This is a genomic window from Inquilinus sp. Marseille-Q2685 (assembly GCF_916619195.1).
In the GTDB taxonomy this organism is placed as follows: Bacteria; Pseudomonadota; Alphaproteobacteria; order DSM-16000; family Inquilinaceae; genus Inquilinus.
Genome location: NZ_CAKAKL010000002.1, coordinates 988,311 through 1,004,132, shown reverse-complemented (window position 1 = coordinate 1,004,132; position 15,822 = coordinate 988,311). Strand labels below are relative to the sequence as shown.

Below are 15,822 nucleotides of genomic sequence, written 5' to 3'. Positions count from 1 at the left end.
TGGTGTGAGGGCCGCCGCGCCGTCGGCGGCCCTCGTCACCAGCAACAGCGAGGCCGGCCATGGCGACGAAGACGCTGCACGATCTGTTCCTCAATGAGCTGAGAGACATCTACAACGCCGAGAAGCAGCTGACCCGCGCGTTGCCGAAGATGGCGAGCGCGGCCACCAACCCGGAGCTGAAGCAGGGCTTCGAGCATCACCTCGAGCAGACCAAGGGTCAGGTCGAGCGCCTCGACACCGTGTTCGAGAGCCTCGACGCGCCATCGCGCGGCCAGACCTGCGAGGCGATGGAGGGGCTGCTGGCCGAGGCGCATGAGCTGACCGAGCTCGGGCTCGAGCCCGACGCGCTCGACGCCGCGCTGATCGCGGCGGCGCAGAAGGTCGAGCATTACGAGATCGCCACCTACGGCACCATCTGCACCTGGGCCAAGGCGATGAAGCACGAGAAGGCCCTGAACCTCCTGCTGGAGACCCTGGCGGAGGAGAAGGAGACCGACGAGACGCTGACCAAGCTGGCGAAGACCGCGGTCAACACCGCGGCGGCCCAGCACGCCCACGCGGCCTGAGACCATCGGCCGGGCCGTTCCTGCAGGACGGCCCGGCCGAATCGCGATCCGAAACAAAAAAGAAGGGCAGGCCCAGCCTGCCCCGATGACCCGAATTCAGCGCCGCGGCGTCAATGCGGCCCGTGGCCGGAGAGGCCGCCCTTACGGCCCGCTTCGGCCGCGCGCTCGCGGTCGTTGGCGAAGTTGCCGCCGCTTTCCTGCCCGCCCTTGCGGCCTGCCGCCGCGGCCCGGGCCGGATCGTTCTTGAAGTTCCCGCCGCTGTGCTGGCCGCCCTTGCGGCCGGCCTCCGAAGCGCGGGCGGGGTCATGGGCGAAGTTGCCGCTGCTCATCTGGCCGCCCTTGCGGCCGGCTTCCGCCGCACGCTCCCGATTGTAGGCGAAGTTCCCGGCGCCGCCCCGGTGCGGAGTCTGGCTGTTCGCCATGGTCCAAGCTCCCTTGCTGTGGGCTCACTTCATGGGAATAGGCCGCAGCGAGGCGAGGTTCCCAATGAAAAATCCTTAATTTCGAACCGGTTCGCCGGGCTTCGCTTGCACGGCTTCCGATATGTCTACGGACCTGCGGCAACGAGGCGGTTCCGTTCAGGATTTCAGTTCCGATAACATACCGTCGAGCTTTGTCGCGGCGGCGGAGGAACCGGTCATGGTGGCGCGCAAGATGGTGGACGGGGCGTTCCATCCCTGTCCGGTCCGGGACGTGCTGGACCGGATCGGCGATCGCTGGAGCCTGCTGGTGCTGCAGACGCTGGCGCCGGGGGTGAAGCGCTTCACCGTGGTCAAGCGCGAGATCGGCGACATCTCCCAGCGCATGCTGGCGCAGACGCTGCGTCGGTTGGAGCAGGACGGCCTCGTGTCCCGCACCGTGCATCCGACCATCCCGCCGCGGGTCGACTATGCGCTGACGCCGCTCGGCCGGTCGCTGATGGAGCCGCTGGACGCGCTGGTGCGCTGGGCCGACCTGCATCACGACAAGGTGCGCGCCGCCCGGATGGCCTATGTGCCGCCGGCCGCGGAGGCCGCCTGACGTCAGGCGGCAGCCGGCTTCTGCGCCACTCTTTCGAGCGCCGCCGCGTCCAGAAGCTGCAGCCGGCGACCCTTGATCCGGAACAGCCCGTCGCGCTGCAACTGCTTCAGCGTCCGGTTGGCGTGCACCAGCGAGATGCCCAGCGCGTCGGCGACATGCTGCTGGGTCAGCGGGAAGGGCATGCCGTCGTTCCGCACCATGTCGCGAGCCTCGGCCCGGCCGTACAGATCGAGGATCAGCGCCGCCACCCGTTCCAGCGCCGTGCGCTGGCCCAGCGACAGCAGCTGCTCCTCCATCACGCGCTTCTGGTCCGCAGTCAAGGCCGCGAAGCGGAAGGCGATCTCCGGCTGGTCCTGGTACAGCCCGGCGATGTCCTGGTAGGGGACGACGCAGAGCGAGATGTCGGTGATCGCCTCGATCGAGGTGACGGCCCGGTCGAAGAACTGGGCCTGAAAGCCGATCACGTCGCCCGGCAGGACGAAGGACAGGATCTGCCGGCGACCGTCCTTCAGCATCTTGAAGCGCATCGCCCAGCCGCTGGCGACGGTGTAGAGCGGCGGGTCGGGGTCGCCTTCGGTCATGATCCGGGCACCGGCGGCGAAGGCGACGTCCTCGACCCGGCGCCGCTGGATATAGTCGAGCAGCTCGGGATCGAGAATCTTGAGCTGCGGCATGTCGGCGTCGAGCTTCACGTTCAGGTCGTTCGGGGACATGGCGGCACTCCGGTGCTGATCGGCGCAGTCGGGTGGGCGGCGACGCCGCGGCGGAAACGAGAAAAACGCGGAAGCGAGCGGCTTGGCTTCGTGCCGTGGACATCACCAGAAACGTACCGATGCGGCGGCCGGTTCCGAACGGCGGGCCCGCGACGCGGACATCGGATTGACCCCGCGGCGGCGGCGAGGCTATGTCGGGGCGGGGCGTTCCGGCCCCGCCGGACTATCGGGAGCCCCCATGCTGCGTCGCCTGCCGCTCGCCCTTGCCCTTCTCGTCGCCGCCTGCGCCACCCAGCCGGTGCCGGGGCCGCGCACCGGCTATCAGCCGCAGACCACCGCGCATCTGACCGGGGCGATCGCGGTCAACCCGATGGACTATCGGCCGCGCGGCGGGGTGGCGCCGCAGGGCAGCGTTCGCGACGTGCCGGGATATGTCACCAGCGCCCTGAAGGCGGAGCTGCGTCGCGCCGGCGCCGGTCTGAACTCGTCGCGCTGCATCCTCGACGGCACGATCCGCGACTTCAAGGTCGACCGGGCCGGGCCGGAGGAGCATTACGGCGTCGATATCCGCTATGTGCTGGCCGTCGCGGGCAACGTCCAGTTCGACCAGGCCTTCGGCACCACCTTCACGGTGGCCCGCGGCCAGCCGGTCGACCGGGCGGTGGACGACGCCATCGCCAAGAACCTGAACTTCCTGCTGAAGGACGACTGGTTCGCCACCCTGCTGCTGCGCGAATGCAGCGCCCGCACCTAAGGGCCGGCCGAGTCCAGCGACCGCAAGATGTCGCGATAGGTCTCGATCGCGAGGTCGGTCAGCCGGACGGCCTCGTCGATCGGGATCCAGCGGATCTCGCTGTGCTCGTCACCCAGCATCCGCGGCTCGCCCCCGGTCCAGCCGGTGACGACGAAGACGTGGTACCGGGCCTCGCCGTTCCGGGACGGATCCGGATCCGGCAGCGTCGTGACCAGACGGTGGCGGACGGGCGTGACCCCGGCCTCCTCCTGCACCTCGCGGACCAGCGCCTGCTCCGGCGTCTCCCCGGCTTCGAGATGGCCGCCCAGCACGTCCCAGCAATCCGGATAGAAGCGGCGCTGCGGCGTACGGCGGCCCAGCAGGACGCGGCCGTCGCGCAGCAGGATGGCGCAGGCGATGTGCTTCATCGTGTCCCTCGGGCATCGTCGGCGGCGGGCTGTTGACATCGCGGTGATACCGTCGCGCCATGCCTGTCTACCACAGGCGATGACCCAGGAGCTTTGCCGCCGTGCCGATCGAAGCCGACCTGCCCGATATCCTCGTCGTCACCGGCATCATGGCGGCTGGCAAGTCGACCGTGGCCCAGGCGCTGGCCGAGAGGCTGCCGCGGGCGGTGCATCTGCGCGGCGACGTGTTCCGGCGCATGATCGTCTCCGGCCGCGTCGAGGTGACGCCCGACCTGCCGGCCGAGGCGATGCGCCAGCTCGACCTGCGGCACGAGCTGGCGGCGGCGGTGGCCGGCCGCTATGCCGAGGCCGGCTTCACCGTGATCTGGCAGGATGTGATCCTCGGCCCGACCCGGGCGCGGGTCGCCGAGCTGCTGCGCGGCCGGTCCTTCGGCATCGTCGTGCTGTGCCCGCCGCCCGGGGCGGTGGCCGAGCGCGAGGCGGGGGGGGCGAAGACGGGCTACGGCGCCCGGACGCCCGCCGATCTGGACCGCGGCCCGCGTGCCGACACGCCGCGGCTCGGGCTGTGGCTCGACAGCTCGGGGCTGACGGTCGGCGAGACCGTCGACGCCATCCTGGCCCGAGCGGTCGAAACCAGGACGGGCCTGTCATGACCGCGGGGAGAGAACGATGACCACGCATGAACGCTTCCTCGCCCAGGCGATCGAGCTGGCGCGGCGCAATGTCGAGGAACGGGGCGGCCGCCCCTTCGGCGCGGTGCTGGTGCGGGACGGTGCGGTGATCGCGACCGGCGTCAATGAGATGGGCGCCACCGGCGACCCGACGGCGCATGCCGAGCTGCAGGCGATCCGGTCGGCCGCCCATGCGCTCGGCGCGCTGCGGCTCGACGGCTGCACCGTCTACGCCAGCGGCCATCCCTGTCCGATGTGCCTTGCCGCGATGACCATGACCGGCGTCGCGGCGGTCTACTACGCCCATTCCAACGACGAGGGCGCGCCTTACGGCCTGTCCACCGCCGGGGTCTATGCGGAGCTGGCCAAGCCGCCGGCCGACCAGGCGATGACCATCCGGCACCTGCCGGTTCGGCTGGACGGGCTCGACCTCTACGCGCTGTGGCGCGACCGGCAGCAGGGCTGAGCGGGCGCCCGGCTCAGGGCGACCGGACCCGGGTCATGACGATGTCGACCGTGCTGCCGCCGCCCTGGGTCAGCACCGGATGGCGGGTGTCGGTGACGAACAGCTGCTTGCCGCCGCGTTCGACCCGGGCCGAGACGGCGTAGCTGTGGCGCCGATCGATCTGCGCCGGGTCGTAGGACAGGGTGAAGGCGGCCGGCACGCGCACCGGGGCGATGCGCTGCTCGGCAATCACGGTCGACGGCGCGTCGGCCAGAGAGACGTCGAGCAGCTGCACGATCAGCTCCGCATCCGCCGGCAGGGCGATGCGCTCGCGATAGGTCGCGGTGCCGGTGACGGCGGCGCTGGCAACCGGGATGGGCGCCGGCGCGGCGGTCTCCCCGGTAGGGCCGCAGGCGGTGAGAAGAAGTGTGGCCATCGTAAGGGTTGCTGGAAGGAACAAGCGGTTCATCGGCGGTCCTTAGCCCGGGTACTGCTCTGCTCACGACAACGTTCGACGGCCCGATCGGTTGCGCTCCGGTGATTGGGATGGGCGCAAAGTTTCAATAAGCGCTTATTATAATTACGGATAATTTTTCTGCGCATTGTCTTGATCCGATGGATGGAGGTATGGATGACGTCTCATATTGTGACGATTGGCCTAGGAGTTTGAAATGGCGTCGATTACAGGGACCAGCGGCAACGATTTCATTCACGTTCCCGGCCAGGGCGGCACCGCTCCCGGCTTCAACGACATGCCGGTGGCGACGGACTCCGGCGATACGATCAACGGCGTCGCAGGCAACGACCGCATCATCGGCGGCACGGGCGCGGACATCATCACGGGCGGGATCGGCGACGATACGGTCAATGGCGGTGCAGGGGACGATCTTCTACTGGGCAGCGCCGGTGCCGACACGCTGGCCGGCGGCACCGGTTTCGACACGTTGAGCTACGCCGCCAGCGCGGCCGGCGTGTCACTGATCACCAGCCCGACGCCCGGTAGCGGCGGCGACGCCCAGGGCGACCTGATTCTGCAGGATTCATCGATCGAAAAGTTCATCGGCTCTGCTTTCGACGATCACATCACCGCCGATGCCGGCGTCCTGGATGGCGGAGATGGCAACGATGTGCTGTCGGTATTCAGTTACTATTATCGAGGGCCCGTCACTCTCATAGGAGGAGCCGGCGACGATACGCTGAACGGCAACGGGCTTGACGCGACATTCATCGGTGGCGCGGGCGCAGACCGATTCGTCGGTGCTGCGAGTGGTCCGGCAGCCGGCGTCGGCACCGTGTCCTATGCCGACAGCTCGGCCGGCATCCGCATCAACCTGACCGGCGGGGCAAATGGAGGGGCAGCCGGTATCGGCGGCGATGCCGAAGGCGATATCTTCATCCGTATCAAGAGCGCAATCGGCAGCTCCTTCGACGACATCCTCACGGGCAACGATGGCGGCAATGTCCTCCGCGGCGGGGATGGCAATGACATCCTCCTGGGACGGGGGTCGGATTCACCCGATTTCCTGGGTCGCGATATCCTCGATGGTGGAAACGGAATCGACACGGCCGATTATGGCGCCAGCACCGTGGGCGTTCATGTGGACCTGATCCAAGGAGTAGGCGACGACGGATCGTCTCTCGCGGACCAGTTGACCTCGATCGAGAACGTGACTGCCAGCAGCCATGACGATGTCGTGATCGGCAATGGCGAGGTCAACGGTCTCTGGGGGTTCGCCGGCGACGATAACCTGTCGGGCAACGGCGGAAACGATTCCCTGAAAGGCGGGGCCGGCCAGGATCTGCTCGAAGGCGGGTCGGGCGCTGACCGCCTCGACGGCGGCGATGGTATCGATACGGCGACCTACACCCATTCGGCCCTGGCGGTCACCGTCGATCTCGGGACCAATCGCGGGCTGTTCGGCGAGGCGCAGGGCGACACCTTTGCCGGCATCGAGAACGTCGTCGGCTCCGCCGGTGGCGACACGCTGACCGGCAGCGCCGGCGCCAACATGCTGTCCGGCGAGGACAGCAACGACCGGTTGACCGGGGCCGGCGGGGCCGATGTGCTGAACGGCGGCGCCGGCGGGGACCTGTTCACCTACCGCACCGTCGGCGACAGCACCGTCGCCGTCGCAGGCCGCGACACGATCCAGGACTTCAACAGCCTGGAACAGGACAGGATCGACCTCGGCCAGATCGATGCGGATGGCAACGCCGGCAACGGTGGCAACGCCTTCAGCTTCATCGGCACGGGCCCCTTCACCGGGGCGGGGGCCGAGGTGCGTTTCACCGCCGCGGGCGACGACCTCATGGTCGAGGGTGATACGAACGGCGACAAGATTGCCGATTTCGCCATCCTGGTGCAGGGGACCCTTACCCTCACCGCGGCCGATTTCGTGCTGTGACCGGGTGGGCGCCGGTTCCCGTGGGAATCGGCGCCCAAAGCCCCCGGGTCAGTCGCGGAAGTTCAGATACTGCAGCGGCTGCTCGATCTTCAGGCCGCGGACCAGGGCGATGGTGGCCTGCAGGTCGTCGATCTTCTTGCCGGTGACGCGCAGCTCGTCGCCCTGGATCGCGGCCTGGACCTTCTGCTTGCTGTCCTTGATCGCCTTTATGATGGTCTTGGCCAGGTCGCGGTCGATGCCCTGCTTCACCACCACCTCCTGCCGCACCATGTTGCCGGAGGCCTTCTCCGGCGTCTTGAAGTCGAGGGCGCCGGCATCGAGCTTGCGCCGGGCGAAATAGCCGCGCAGCAGCTCGTGCATCTGCTTCAGCTTGAGGTCGTCATCGGCCAGGATCGTCAGCGTGTTGTCGCTGCGCTCGATCGTGCATTTCGACCCCTTGAAGTCGAAGCGCTGCGCCACCTCGCGGGCGACGCCGGCGATGGCGTTGTCGACTTCGGTGAGATCGGTCTTGGAGACGATGTCGAAGGACGGCATGGGATTCCGGAGATCTGCGGTGCGTGACCGAAGAGTCTAGCCGATTTCTCGCCGGAGGGGAGCCTCCGCGGCCGGGGCGGGGCCGTTGGCCGCCGCCGGCGCGCCGAAGGGCGCCAGCGCCGCGCCATGCCGCCGCAGCGCGGCCGGGAAATCCGGCCCGGCGAAGTAGCGATACTCCACCGCACGCATCCCGGTGACTGGGTCGAGGGCGGCGAGCCTGGCGTCGACCAGGCCGGGATGGCACATGATCACCGCCCGGTCCGGCGCGGTCTCGAGCCAGCGCTCAAACAGCACGCCGTAGCCCCGGTCGACGAAGTCGTAGATGCCGCAGAAGCTGTCGTTCCGCCGGCCGGCCACGCCGGCGAGCACCGCGTCCGAGCGCAGGCTCAGCGCCTGCAGGGCCAGGGATTTCGCGGCAAAGGGACGGCGCAGGATCCGCCGCGGCCGGTCGCCGCAGCGCCGGATCCAGCGCGGCCGCAGCCCGGCCGAGCGCAGGGTCAGGGCCAGGGTCTCCGCGACGCCGGGCAGCAGATGGACATGCTGGTGCCCATCGATGAAGTCCGGCGGCCGGCCGAAGGCGGCGGCGAAGGCGGCGTGCTGCGCCTCGATCTCGGCCGACAGCGCCCCCGGCGGCAGGCGCCGGGAGAGGCTGAGCCGGATCAGGGCGGCGAGGGTCGGGAACCGGCGCCAGCCGGCATCGACGCGCAGCTGCGGCGACAGCGGGGCGAAGGGGCCGGTGAGGCAGAGATGCAGGCCGATCTCGATCGACCCGGCTGAGGCAGCCAGGTCGCGCAGCGGGCCGGCCGCCTCCATCCAGAAGCGCCCGACGGTCAGGCAGCTGGTGCCGGACAGCCGGCCTTCGGCCAGCAACTGGCGGATCGCCAACGACACGCCGGGGGCGAGACCGTAATCATCGGCGACCAGGGTGATACGCCTGGAGGGCATGGCTCATCTCTTCCACGCGGTCGCGCCGCCTGTGCTCGGCGACGACATAGAGGGGACGGTCCTTCACCTCGTCGAGGATCTGGCCGAGATACTCGCCGAGGATGCCGAGATTGATCAGCAGCACGCCGCCGATCAGCACCAGGATGGCGATAACCCCGGGCACGCCGGGCAGGGCCACGCCGTGAACCAGGCAGACGACGGTGATCCAAAGCCCGTAGGCGAAGGCGGTCAGGGCCATGGCGAAGCCGAGCAGCGTCGAGATCCGCAGCGGCATGCGGCTGAAGGAGGTGACGCCGTTGAGCGACAGCAGCAGCAGCTTCCAGAACGACCATTTGGTGGTGCCACCGATCCGCTCCGCCGGCTGATAGTCGATCCGGCGCTGCCGGAAGCCGACCCAGACCGACAGGCCCTTGAAGAACCGGCCGCGTTCGCGCAGGCCGCGCAGCGCCTCGGCTGCCCGCGCCGACAGCAGCCGGAAATCGGCTGCATCCGGCGTGATGCGGAAGGTGTTGCCGGAATTCATCAGCCCGTAGAAGGACTTGACCAGCAGGCGGTAGACCGGTCCCTCCTGCCGCCGGCGGCGGACGGCGTAGACGATGTCGTCGCCGTCGACCAGCCAGTGGCGGACGAAGGTGTCGATCAGCTCCGGCGGGTGCTGGCCGTCGGAATCCATGAACACCACCGCATCGCCCGTCGCGGCATCGAGGCCTGCGGTCAGCGCCGCCTCCTTGCCGAAGTTGCGGCTGAGGCGGATCAGCTCGACCTGTACCCGGCCTTCCGGCAGGGCGGCGACGATCCCGGCGCTGCCGTCGCGGCTGCCGTCGTCGACATAGATCGCTTCGACCGCCAGGCCATGCGCCTCGTCGAGCCGGGCGGCCAGGGCCTCCAGCTGGCGGTGCAGCGCCGCGATCGAATCCGCCTCGTTGTACAGCGGCACGACGATCGACAGGCGGCGCGGGGTGATGGTCGCGAGGGTGTGGTTCATCGCAGCCCTCATGCTGCAGGGCAGGTGACGGCGGGGGCGGCCCGGCCGGGCAGAATGGCGAGCCAGACGGTGCGGCTTTCGAGCGCCGTGCCGAGCGCCGTCCGTGCCGGCCAGGCGAAGGCGGTGACGTCCTGCGGGCACAGCCCGGCGATCGGGCGGCCCGGCACGGGCTCGCGGCGCGAGGCGTAGACGGCGCCGCTACGCAGCAGGCGGCCCTGGTCGACCCAGGGCGAAAGCGCCGGATCGGCATCCTCGAACACCTGCGGCCGCGCGGTGCCGTAGAGAGAGACGGTCCCGGCCTCCGGGATGGTGCCGATCACGGTCTCCGGCGCGCCGGGCTGGCTCTTCCGCCACAGCGCCTCCGCCGCCGCGGACAGGGCCGGGCCGTCGAGATTCATGATGTTCGGCCTGCCGGACAGGCCGGGCTTGACCAGCATCAGCGCGGCGAAGCCGATCACGAAGGTCGTCGCCAGGGCGGAGGCGGCGGTGCGGAAGCGCGGCGCCGAGAGACCCGTGGCGGCGAGCGCCGGCAGGAGGAGGGCCAGGAGCGGCGGCGCTGCCAGAACGAAGCTCATGCCCCACATCGTCCGGATGCGGATCCCGGTGGCCGCGGAGGCGAAGGCGAGGGCGGCGATCGGGACCATATAGACGAAGGCGAGATAGCACCCGGCCGGGGAACGCAGCCGCCGGCGGGCGAGATGGAGGAGGACGGCGATCCGGTCCCGCCCCAAGGGGGTGAGCCCGATCGCTGCCGCCAGCAGCATCGGGGCGATGGCGAAGACCTGGTCGCCGAGGAAGGCGAGGGGGGCGATCAGATGCCCCGCCGGGCCGACCAGCGTGCCGTCGCTGCGCTCGGCCAGGTAGCCCAGCGTGCTGAAATCGTTCTGCGCCAGCCACAGCAGGTGCGGCGCGATCACCAGCAGGAAGGCGGCCAGCCCGAGATAGAGGCCGGGCCGAGCGAATTGCCGCCGGCCGGCGGGCGACAGCAGCAGATAGGCGAGCAGCGTGGCCAGCAGCACGGTGATCGAATACTTCGCCAGCAGGCCCATGCCGGCGACAAGCCCGGTCAGGAGCCACCAGACCGCACGGTCGCGGGTGACGGCGCGCCAGAACAGCGCCATCGTCCAGGCCCAGAAGGCGAACTGCACGGTGTTCGGGTTGAAGCGCGGCGCGGCGTAGGTGGTGAAGTGCGTCAGGGCCAGCAGCACCACCGCGACCAGCGCGGCGCGGCGCCCGGCGATGTCGCGGGTCACCAGCCAGACGGCGGCGAAGGCGGTGGCGATGAAGGCCTGGCTCAGCGCGTAATAGGCCCAGTTGGCGCTGCCGAACGCGGCATGCACGATCTCGGAGGACCAGGCGGCGAGCGGCGGGTGCTTGTGGTAGCCCCAGAGCCAGTGCTGCCCCCAATAGAGCCCTTCGAGCGTGTCGGGATGCAGGTTGCCGGCCAGCAAAGCCGGCAACAGGGTCCAGGCCAGGAAGCTCGCGCCGAGAAAGGCGGGAACCCAGAGGGGGTGGATATTGCGGATGGTTGAGCGCGCCGCCGTGCCGGGGCCAGGATGCGGGTTCCCCAGGATGGCCGGGGGGGCGGTGACGGATGCGGATCGGACCGCCTCGGTGCTCACGATGTCGTCGCAGCTCAATGGAAACGCTCGGCCACGGCCCCGGTCGTTGGGTGGCGGGGATGCAGCACGATTAGAAATAATGATTCCGTTGGGCTTCCGGTATTTACAATTTTGTATACATTTATGGTATGGCGGTTACTTGGAGATGCGAGCTCGTGTCACGGACATCGGCCGCTTCTCGATCAAGTATTATGGAGAGAAGTTAAAACTTTCCGGAGGCGGAAAGCTGTGATCTTGCTTATGGCCCTCTTGTTCGACAGCCCCGCAAAGACGAAGGCCCGCCGGCGGTCGCGGGCGGGCCTCGCTGGAACCAAGGAGCGGGAAGTGTCGGTCAGTCGGCGCGTTCGGCGACCTGGGTGTTCGGCGCGTAGATGAAGCCGTAGGTCGGATAGACCGTCGTCCCCATCTGGCCGGTCGGCTGGTGCCAGAAGCGGGTCTGGCTCCAATCGTTCTTCGCCGACACGTCGATCACCCGGGCCGGCTCGTTCACCCGGCCGCGCGGCGCCCAATTGGCCTGGTCGACGATGATCTCGCGGGAGCTGACCACCCGGCGCACCACCGCGACATGGCCGCGTCGCATCGAACCGTAGCGCTTCAGCACGATCACGGAGCCGGCGACGGGCATGCGGCCGCGGTTGTATCGGCCGGCGGCGGCATCCCACCAGCGCCATGCATCGCCGGAGATCTGGAAGCCGGTCAGCTCGCGGGCGAAGGGGACGCAGGACCAGCGGCGGCCTTGGGCCTTCAGCGCGGCCACGCGCTGGATCTGCCGCTGTTCGGTGACGTTGCGGGCCGTCAGCTGGGCGCGCGGGATCGGCGCATCGGCCACGGCAGGAGCCCGGGGGCGCATCCGGGGCGCCGGCGCGGCGGCCGTCTTCCGCTCGGTACCCGGGGCCGGGCTGGCCGCCCGGTTCGTCGCGGCCTGGTCGGTGGTCACGGCATTGCGAACGGCGCCTTCGACCTGATCGCTGGGCTGGCCGGCGGCCGCGGCCGCTGCGGCGTTCAGCTCACGCGTCGTGCGCGACGCGGCATGCGCTGTTTCGCTGAGAAGGGCGACGCTGCAGACGAGCGTCAACAGACTTGCAGTGAGGGTCCTGAGAGGGCGCTTGGCCCGACGTCGAGGTCTGATTTTGAGATCATAGTCAGTGTCGCGGGTCATCACTGGCCCGTCCCCCCTGCGCTGTTCAACCGGACTGCACTCGCTCCCTTGGCGCTCCAAACGGATGCAGCGCCCTTCCGTCCGGCTCGTCCGATGACCCCAGTCATCGCCCCCTCGCCGGCAAGGACGTCTAGTAACATTCTGAAATATTCCCGCCAAGCGAAAATGACACCTTTTCGCCCGATTCCTGCCCGCTTTGGAGCGCCAATACAGAAGCGACGCCGGTTCATGTATTGCAGGCGGGCGTAAAAAAATTATTCGACTTTTCTGGAGTGCATAGGTCGCTTCGATCGCCTATTCGTCCGGCCGAAAACACGATGCTGGAAAGTCGAGTGGTTCAATTGATTGGTAAGACTATTTAAGAGCAGAGAAGCGAAGCGGCTGCTAACATCTTCAACGTCCGACAAATCCGGACGGTGTTCCGGTTTTGGACCTTGCGGCGAAGCGGCAAGCCCCGCGTCCGGCGCATAGCAGAATTCCGGGCGCCCTGGCAGCCCCCGGCCGGCCGCGCTACAACCTCCCTCCGAGATCCAGGCGGACGGACACGCCGAGAAGAGGGAGACCGAACCGATGCAGCTCACCGACTCGAAGCTTTTCCGCCAGCAATGCTACATCGACGGGCGCTGGGTGGACGCCGATGACGAGCGGGTGATCGAGGTCACCAACCCGGCCGACGGCGCCAGGCTGGGCGTCGTGCCGCGGGCCGGCGCCGCCGAGACCCGGCGCGCCATCGCCGCCGCCGACAAGGCCTGGCCGGCTTGGCGCGCCAAGACGGCGCAGGAGCGGGCGACGGTCCTGCGGCGCTGGTTCGAGCTGATGATGGCGAATCAGGAAGACCTGGCGAAGCTGATGACGGCGGAGCAGGGCAAGCCGCTGGCCGAGAGCCGAGGCGAGATCGCCTATGCCGCCAGCTTCATCGAATGGTTCGCCGAGGAGGGCAAGCGGATCTACGGCGACACCATCCCGGCGCCGGCCGGCGACCGCCGGATCGTCGTGATCAAGCAGCCGGTCGGCGTCTGCGCCGCGATCACGCCCTGGAACTTCCCGGCGGCGATGATCACCCGCAAGGCCGGCGCGGCGCTGGCCGCCGGCTGCACCATGGTGGTCAAGCCGGCCAGCGAGACGCCCTATTCGGCCCTGGGCCTGGCCGAGTTGGGCGAGCGCGCCGGCATCCCGGCCGGCGTGTTCTCGGTCGTCACCGGCAGCGCCGGCGAGATCGGCGGCGAGATGACGTCGAGCCCGATCGTCCGCAAGGTCACCTTCACCGGGTCGACCGAGATCGGCAAGCTGCTGATCCAGCAGTCGGCCTCGACGGTGAAGAAGGTGTCGATGGAGCTGGGCGGCAACGCGCCCTTCATCGTCTTCGACGACGCCGACCTCGACGCCGCGGTGCAGGGGGCGATCGCGTCCAAGTACCGTAACACCGGCCAGACCTGCGTCTGCGCCAACCGCCTGCTGGTGCAGGACGGGGTTTACGACGCCTTCGCCGCCAAGCTGGCCGAGGCGGTCGGCAGGCTGAAGGTCGCCGACGGCATGGCCGACGGCGCGCAGCAGGGGCCGCTGATCAACATGAAGGCGGTCGAGAAGGTCGAGGAGCACATTGCCGACGCGGTCGGGAAGGGCGCGCGGGTCGCGCTCGGCGGCAGGCGCCACGCCCTGGGCGGCACCTTCTTCGAGCCGACGGTCCTGTTGGACGTGACGCCGGAGATGAAGGTGGCGCGGGAGGAGACCTTCGGCCCGCTGGCGCCGATCTTCCGGTTCAAGACCGAGGAGGAGGCGATCCGCATGGCCAACGACACCGAGTTCGGCCTCGCGTCGTACTTCTACAGCCGCGACATCGGCCGGATCTGGCGGGTCGGCGAGGCGCTGGAATACGGCATCGTCGGCATCAACGAAGGCATCATCTCGACCGCCGTCGCCCCCTTCGGCGGGGTGAAGGAGAGCGGCCTCGGACGCGAGGGCTCGCATTACGGCATCGAGGACTATCTCGAGGTCAAGTACCTGTGCATGGGCGGGCTGAACCGGTGAGCGAGACGCTGTCGCCGCAGGAACGAGGCAAACGCGCCGCGGGCGAGGCCGCGGCGGCGCTGGTCGAGGACGGCATGCGCCTCGGCCTCGGCACCGGGTCGACCGTCCGCTGGGTGCTGGAGGCGCTGGGCCGGCGCATCCGGGAGGAGGGGCTGCGCGTCGCCGGTATCCCGACCTCGGAGCAGACGGCCGAGCGGGCGCGGGCGCTCGGCATTCCCCTGACCGACTTTGCCGCGACCGAGGCGCTGGACCTCTGCATCGACGGCGCGGACGAGGTCGAGCGCGGCACGCTGCGCCTGATCAAGGGGCTGGGCGGGGCGCTGCTGCGCGAGAAGATCGTGGCCGAGGCCTCGTCCCGCTTCATCGCCGTGGTCGACGCCTCGAAGATCGTCGATGTGCTCGGCGAGAAGGCGCCGCTGCCGGTCGAGGTCACGGCGTTCGGCTGGGAGGCGACGGCCCGTCGGCTCTCGGCCCTCGGCGGCGCCCCGGTGCTGCGGCAACGGGACGGCGCGGCGGTCCGTACCGATGGCGGCAACCTGGTCCTGGACTGCGGGGGCTTCGCGCCGATCCGCGACCCGGACGGGTTGCAGCGGGCGGTCAAGTCGATCGCAGGCGTGGTCGAGACCGGGCTGTTCCTGGGCGGGGCCGAGCAGGCGATCATCGGCCAGGCCGACGGCACGACGACCTCGCTGCTGCCTTCGCATTGAAGTCTCCGAACCGGGGCGGACAACGCGGTCCGCCTCGGCTATGGTCCGGCGCTTTGTCGAGACCAGGAGATTCCGCATGAGCACCCGGGCGAGCTACGGCACCTGGCACGCCGACCCTGCGCGCGAGGTCGCCATGGCGGACGGCCACCGGCCCTATTGGGAGCATTTCATCGGCCTGGTGCCGGAGATGGACCTGGCCGGCAGGGACGTGCTCGACTTCGGCTGCAACCGCGGCGGCTTTCTGCAGCTTCTGCACGCGCGGCGGCCGTTCCGCTGGGGGCTCGGCGTCGACATCGCCACCGATTCGATCGCCGCGGCCGAGGCCGCCAAGGGCGACCTGCCGGTCGAGCACCGTGTCGCGACCGACCTGTCGCCCTGGGCCGGCCGCTTCGACATCGCCTTCAGCTACGAGGTGATCTACCTGCTGCCCGACATCGCCGGCCATGCGGCGCAGGTCTTCCAGGCGCTGCGCCCGGGCGGCGTCTATTACGCGGTGACCGGCTGCCACACCGACAGCCCGTTGTGGCCGCAATGGCGCAGCCTGATCGGCGGGACCACCAACGCGCCGGTGCAGGACCGGTCGCCCGACGACTATGCCGAGGCCTTCGCCGCCGCCGGCTTCGCGGTCTCGGTCAAGAAGTTCGGCTATGACGGCTTCGTGCCGGCCGGCAAGGATCGGCGCTACTACCCGAGGCTGATCGACGCTGTGACCTACGGGGCGGAGCACAAGCTGCTGTTCCGCATGATCAAGTCATAGCCGCCCTGCGGGCTGAACGGGCTTGCCTCGAAGGGGCACGGCGGCCCAAATGCCAGGTGAACCTCTTCCCGCGCGGCCGGTCCAAGGCCGCGCCGCTTTGACCG

Annotated in this window: 18 protein-coding genes; 9 read left to right on the top strand and 9 right to left on the bottom strand. The window is 69.2% G+C overall.

The annotated features are described in order from the left end of the window. Positions 1-59 precede the first annotated feature (59 nt). Entirely contained in the window at positions 60-566 is a 507-nt protein-coding gene (locus tag LG391_RS13895; protein ID WP_225768597.1) for a ferritin-like domain-containing protein, read from the top strand. A gap of 110 nt (positions 567-676) precedes the next feature. Here the strand turns inward: LG391_RS13895 and LG391_RS13890 are convergent, their stop codons facing one another. Continuing rightward, a complete protein-coding gene (locus tag LG391_RS13890) occupies positions 677-988 on the bottom strand; it encodes a general stress protein (protein ID WP_225768596.1) in 312 nt (103 codons plus the stop codon). Between the two features lie 217 nt (positions 989-1,205). Between LG391_RS13890 and LG391_RS13885 the strand changes: the two genes are divergently transcribed. Beyond that, positions 1,206-1,586 carry a helix-turn-helix domain-containing protein gene (locus LG391_RS13885; RefSeq protein WP_225768595.1) on the top strand — a complete coding sequence of 127 codons (381 nt, stop codon included), beginning with the start codon at positions 1,206-1,208 and terminating at the stop codon, positions 1,584-1,586. Positions 1,587-1,588: 2 nt separating this feature from the next. Here the strand turns inward: LG391_RS13885 and LG391_RS13880 are convergent, their stop codons facing one another. Then, positions 1,589-2,299, bottom strand: coding sequence for a Crp/Fnr family transcriptional regulator (locus LG391_RS13880; protein WP_225768594.1), 711 nt, complete (start codon positions 2,297-2,299; stop codon positions 1,589-1,591). A 238-nt stretch (positions 2,300-2,537) separates the two neighbouring features. On the opposite strand from LG391_RS13880, the gene LG391_RS13875 reads away from it, so the two are divergent. Then, entirely contained in the window at positions 2,538-3,053 is a 516-nt protein-coding gene (locus tag LG391_RS13875; protein ID WP_225768593.1) for a hypothetical protein, read from the top strand. Here the strand turns inward: LG391_RS13875 and LG391_RS13870 are convergent. Beyond that, a complete protein-coding gene (locus tag LG391_RS13870) occupies positions 3,050-3,460 on the bottom strand; it encodes an NUDIX hydrolase (RefSeq protein WP_225768592.1) in 411 nt (136 codons plus the stop codon). The genes LG391_RS13875 and LG391_RS13870 overlap by 4 nt on opposite strands. Before the next feature lie 101 nt (positions 3,461-3,561). On the opposite strand from LG391_RS13870, the gene LG391_RS13865 reads away from it, so the two are divergent. Both LG391_RS13865 and LG391_RS13860 read left to right on the top strand, forming a co-directional pair. Beyond that, positions 3,562-4,113: an AAA family ATPase gene (locus LG391_RS13865; RefSeq protein ID WP_225768591.1), complete on the top strand. Its 552-nt coding sequence runs from the start codon at positions 3,562-3,564 to the stop codon at positions 4,111-4,113. A 16-nt stretch (positions 4,114-4,129) separates the two neighbouring features. After that, the gene (locus LG391_RS13860) at positions 4,130-4,597 is read left to right on the top strand and encodes a nucleoside deaminase (protein WP_225768590.1); all 468 of its coding nucleotides are present in this window, start codon (positions 4,130-4,132) and stop codon (positions 4,595-4,597) included. Positions 4,598-4,610: 13 nt separating this feature from the next. On the opposite strand, the gene LG391_RS13855 is transcribed toward LG391_RS13860, so the two are convergent. Next, positions 4,611-5,012 carry a YbaY family lipoprotein gene (locus LG391_RS13855; RefSeq protein WP_225768589.1) on the bottom strand — a complete coding sequence of 134 codons (402 nt, stop codon included), beginning with the start codon at positions 5,010-5,012 and terminating at the stop codon, positions 4,611-4,613. A gap of 235 nt (positions 5,013-5,247) precedes the next feature. On the opposite strand from LG391_RS13855, the gene LG391_RS13850 reads away from it, so the two are divergent. After that, the gene (locus LG391_RS13850; protein WP_225768588.1) at positions 5,248-6,981 is read left to right on the top strand and encodes a calcium-binding protein; all 1,734 of its coding nucleotides are present in this window, start codon (positions 5,248-5,250) and stop codon (positions 6,979-6,981) included. Between the two features lie 48 nt (positions 6,982-7,029). Here the strand turns inward: LG391_RS13850 and LG391_RS13845 are convergent, their stop codons facing one another. From LG391_RS13845 to LG391_RS13825, 5 genes are all read right to left on the bottom strand, one after another. Further along, entirely contained in the window at positions 7,030-7,515 is a 486-nt protein-coding gene (locus tag LG391_RS13845; RefSeq protein WP_225768587.1) for a YajQ family cyclic di-GMP-binding protein, read from the bottom strand. A 36-nt stretch (positions 7,516-7,551) separates the two neighbouring features. Then, entirely contained in the window at positions 7,552-8,460 is a 909-nt protein-coding gene (locus LG391_RS13840) for a ChbG/HpnK family deacetylase (RefSeq protein ID WP_225768586.1), read from the bottom strand. Next, complete coding sequence (locus LG391_RS13835) at positions 8,426-9,445, bottom strand: glycosyltransferase family 2 protein (protein ID WP_225768585.1); 1,020 nt, start codon at positions 9,443-9,445, stop codon at positions 8,426-8,428. The genes LG391_RS13840 and LG391_RS13835 overlap by 35 nt, the downstream gene beginning before the upstream one ends. Before the next feature lie 8 nt (positions 9,446-9,453). Further along, positions 9,454-11,067 carry a glycosyltransferase family 39 protein gene (locus LG391_RS13830; RefSeq protein ID WP_225768584.1) on the bottom strand — a complete coding sequence of 538 codons (1,614 nt, stop codon included), beginning with the start codon at positions 11,065-11,067 and terminating at the stop codon, positions 9,454-9,456. A gap of 331 nt (positions 11,068-11,398) precedes the next feature. Continuing rightward, positions 11,399-12,142 carry a CHAP domain-containing protein gene (locus LG391_RS13825; RefSeq protein ID WP_225768583.1) on the bottom strand — a complete coding sequence of 248 codons (744 nt, stop codon included), beginning with the start codon at positions 12,140-12,142 and terminating at the stop codon, positions 11,399-11,401. Between the two features lie 654 nt (positions 12,143-12,796). Here LG391_RS13825 and gabD point away from each other — a divergent pair. The 3 genes from gabD (at position 12,797) to LG391_RS13810 (ending at position 15,718) form a co-directional block, all read left to right on the top strand. Further along, a complete protein-coding gene (gene gabD / locus LG391_RS13820) occupies positions 12,797-14,254 on the top strand; it encodes an NADP-dependent succinate-semialdehyde dehydrogenase (RefSeq protein ID WP_225768582.1) in 1,458 nt (485 codons plus the stop codon). Further along, positions 14,251-14,961: a ribose 5-phosphate isomerase A gene (gene rpiA / locus LG391_RS13815; protein ID WP_225768581.1), complete on the top strand. Its 711-nt coding sequence runs from the start codon at positions 14,251-14,253 to the stop codon at positions 14,959-14,961. The genes gabD and rpiA overlap by 4 nt, the downstream gene beginning before the upstream one ends. Positions 14,962-15,037: 76 nt before the next feature. Continuing rightward, entirely contained in the window at positions 15,038-15,718 is a 681-nt protein-coding gene (locus LG391_RS13810) for a bifunctional 2-polyprenyl-6-hydroxyphenol methylase/3-demethylubiquinol 3-O-methyltransferase UbiG (RefSeq protein WP_225768580.1), read from the top strand. Positions 15,719-15,822: the final 104 nt, after the last annotated feature.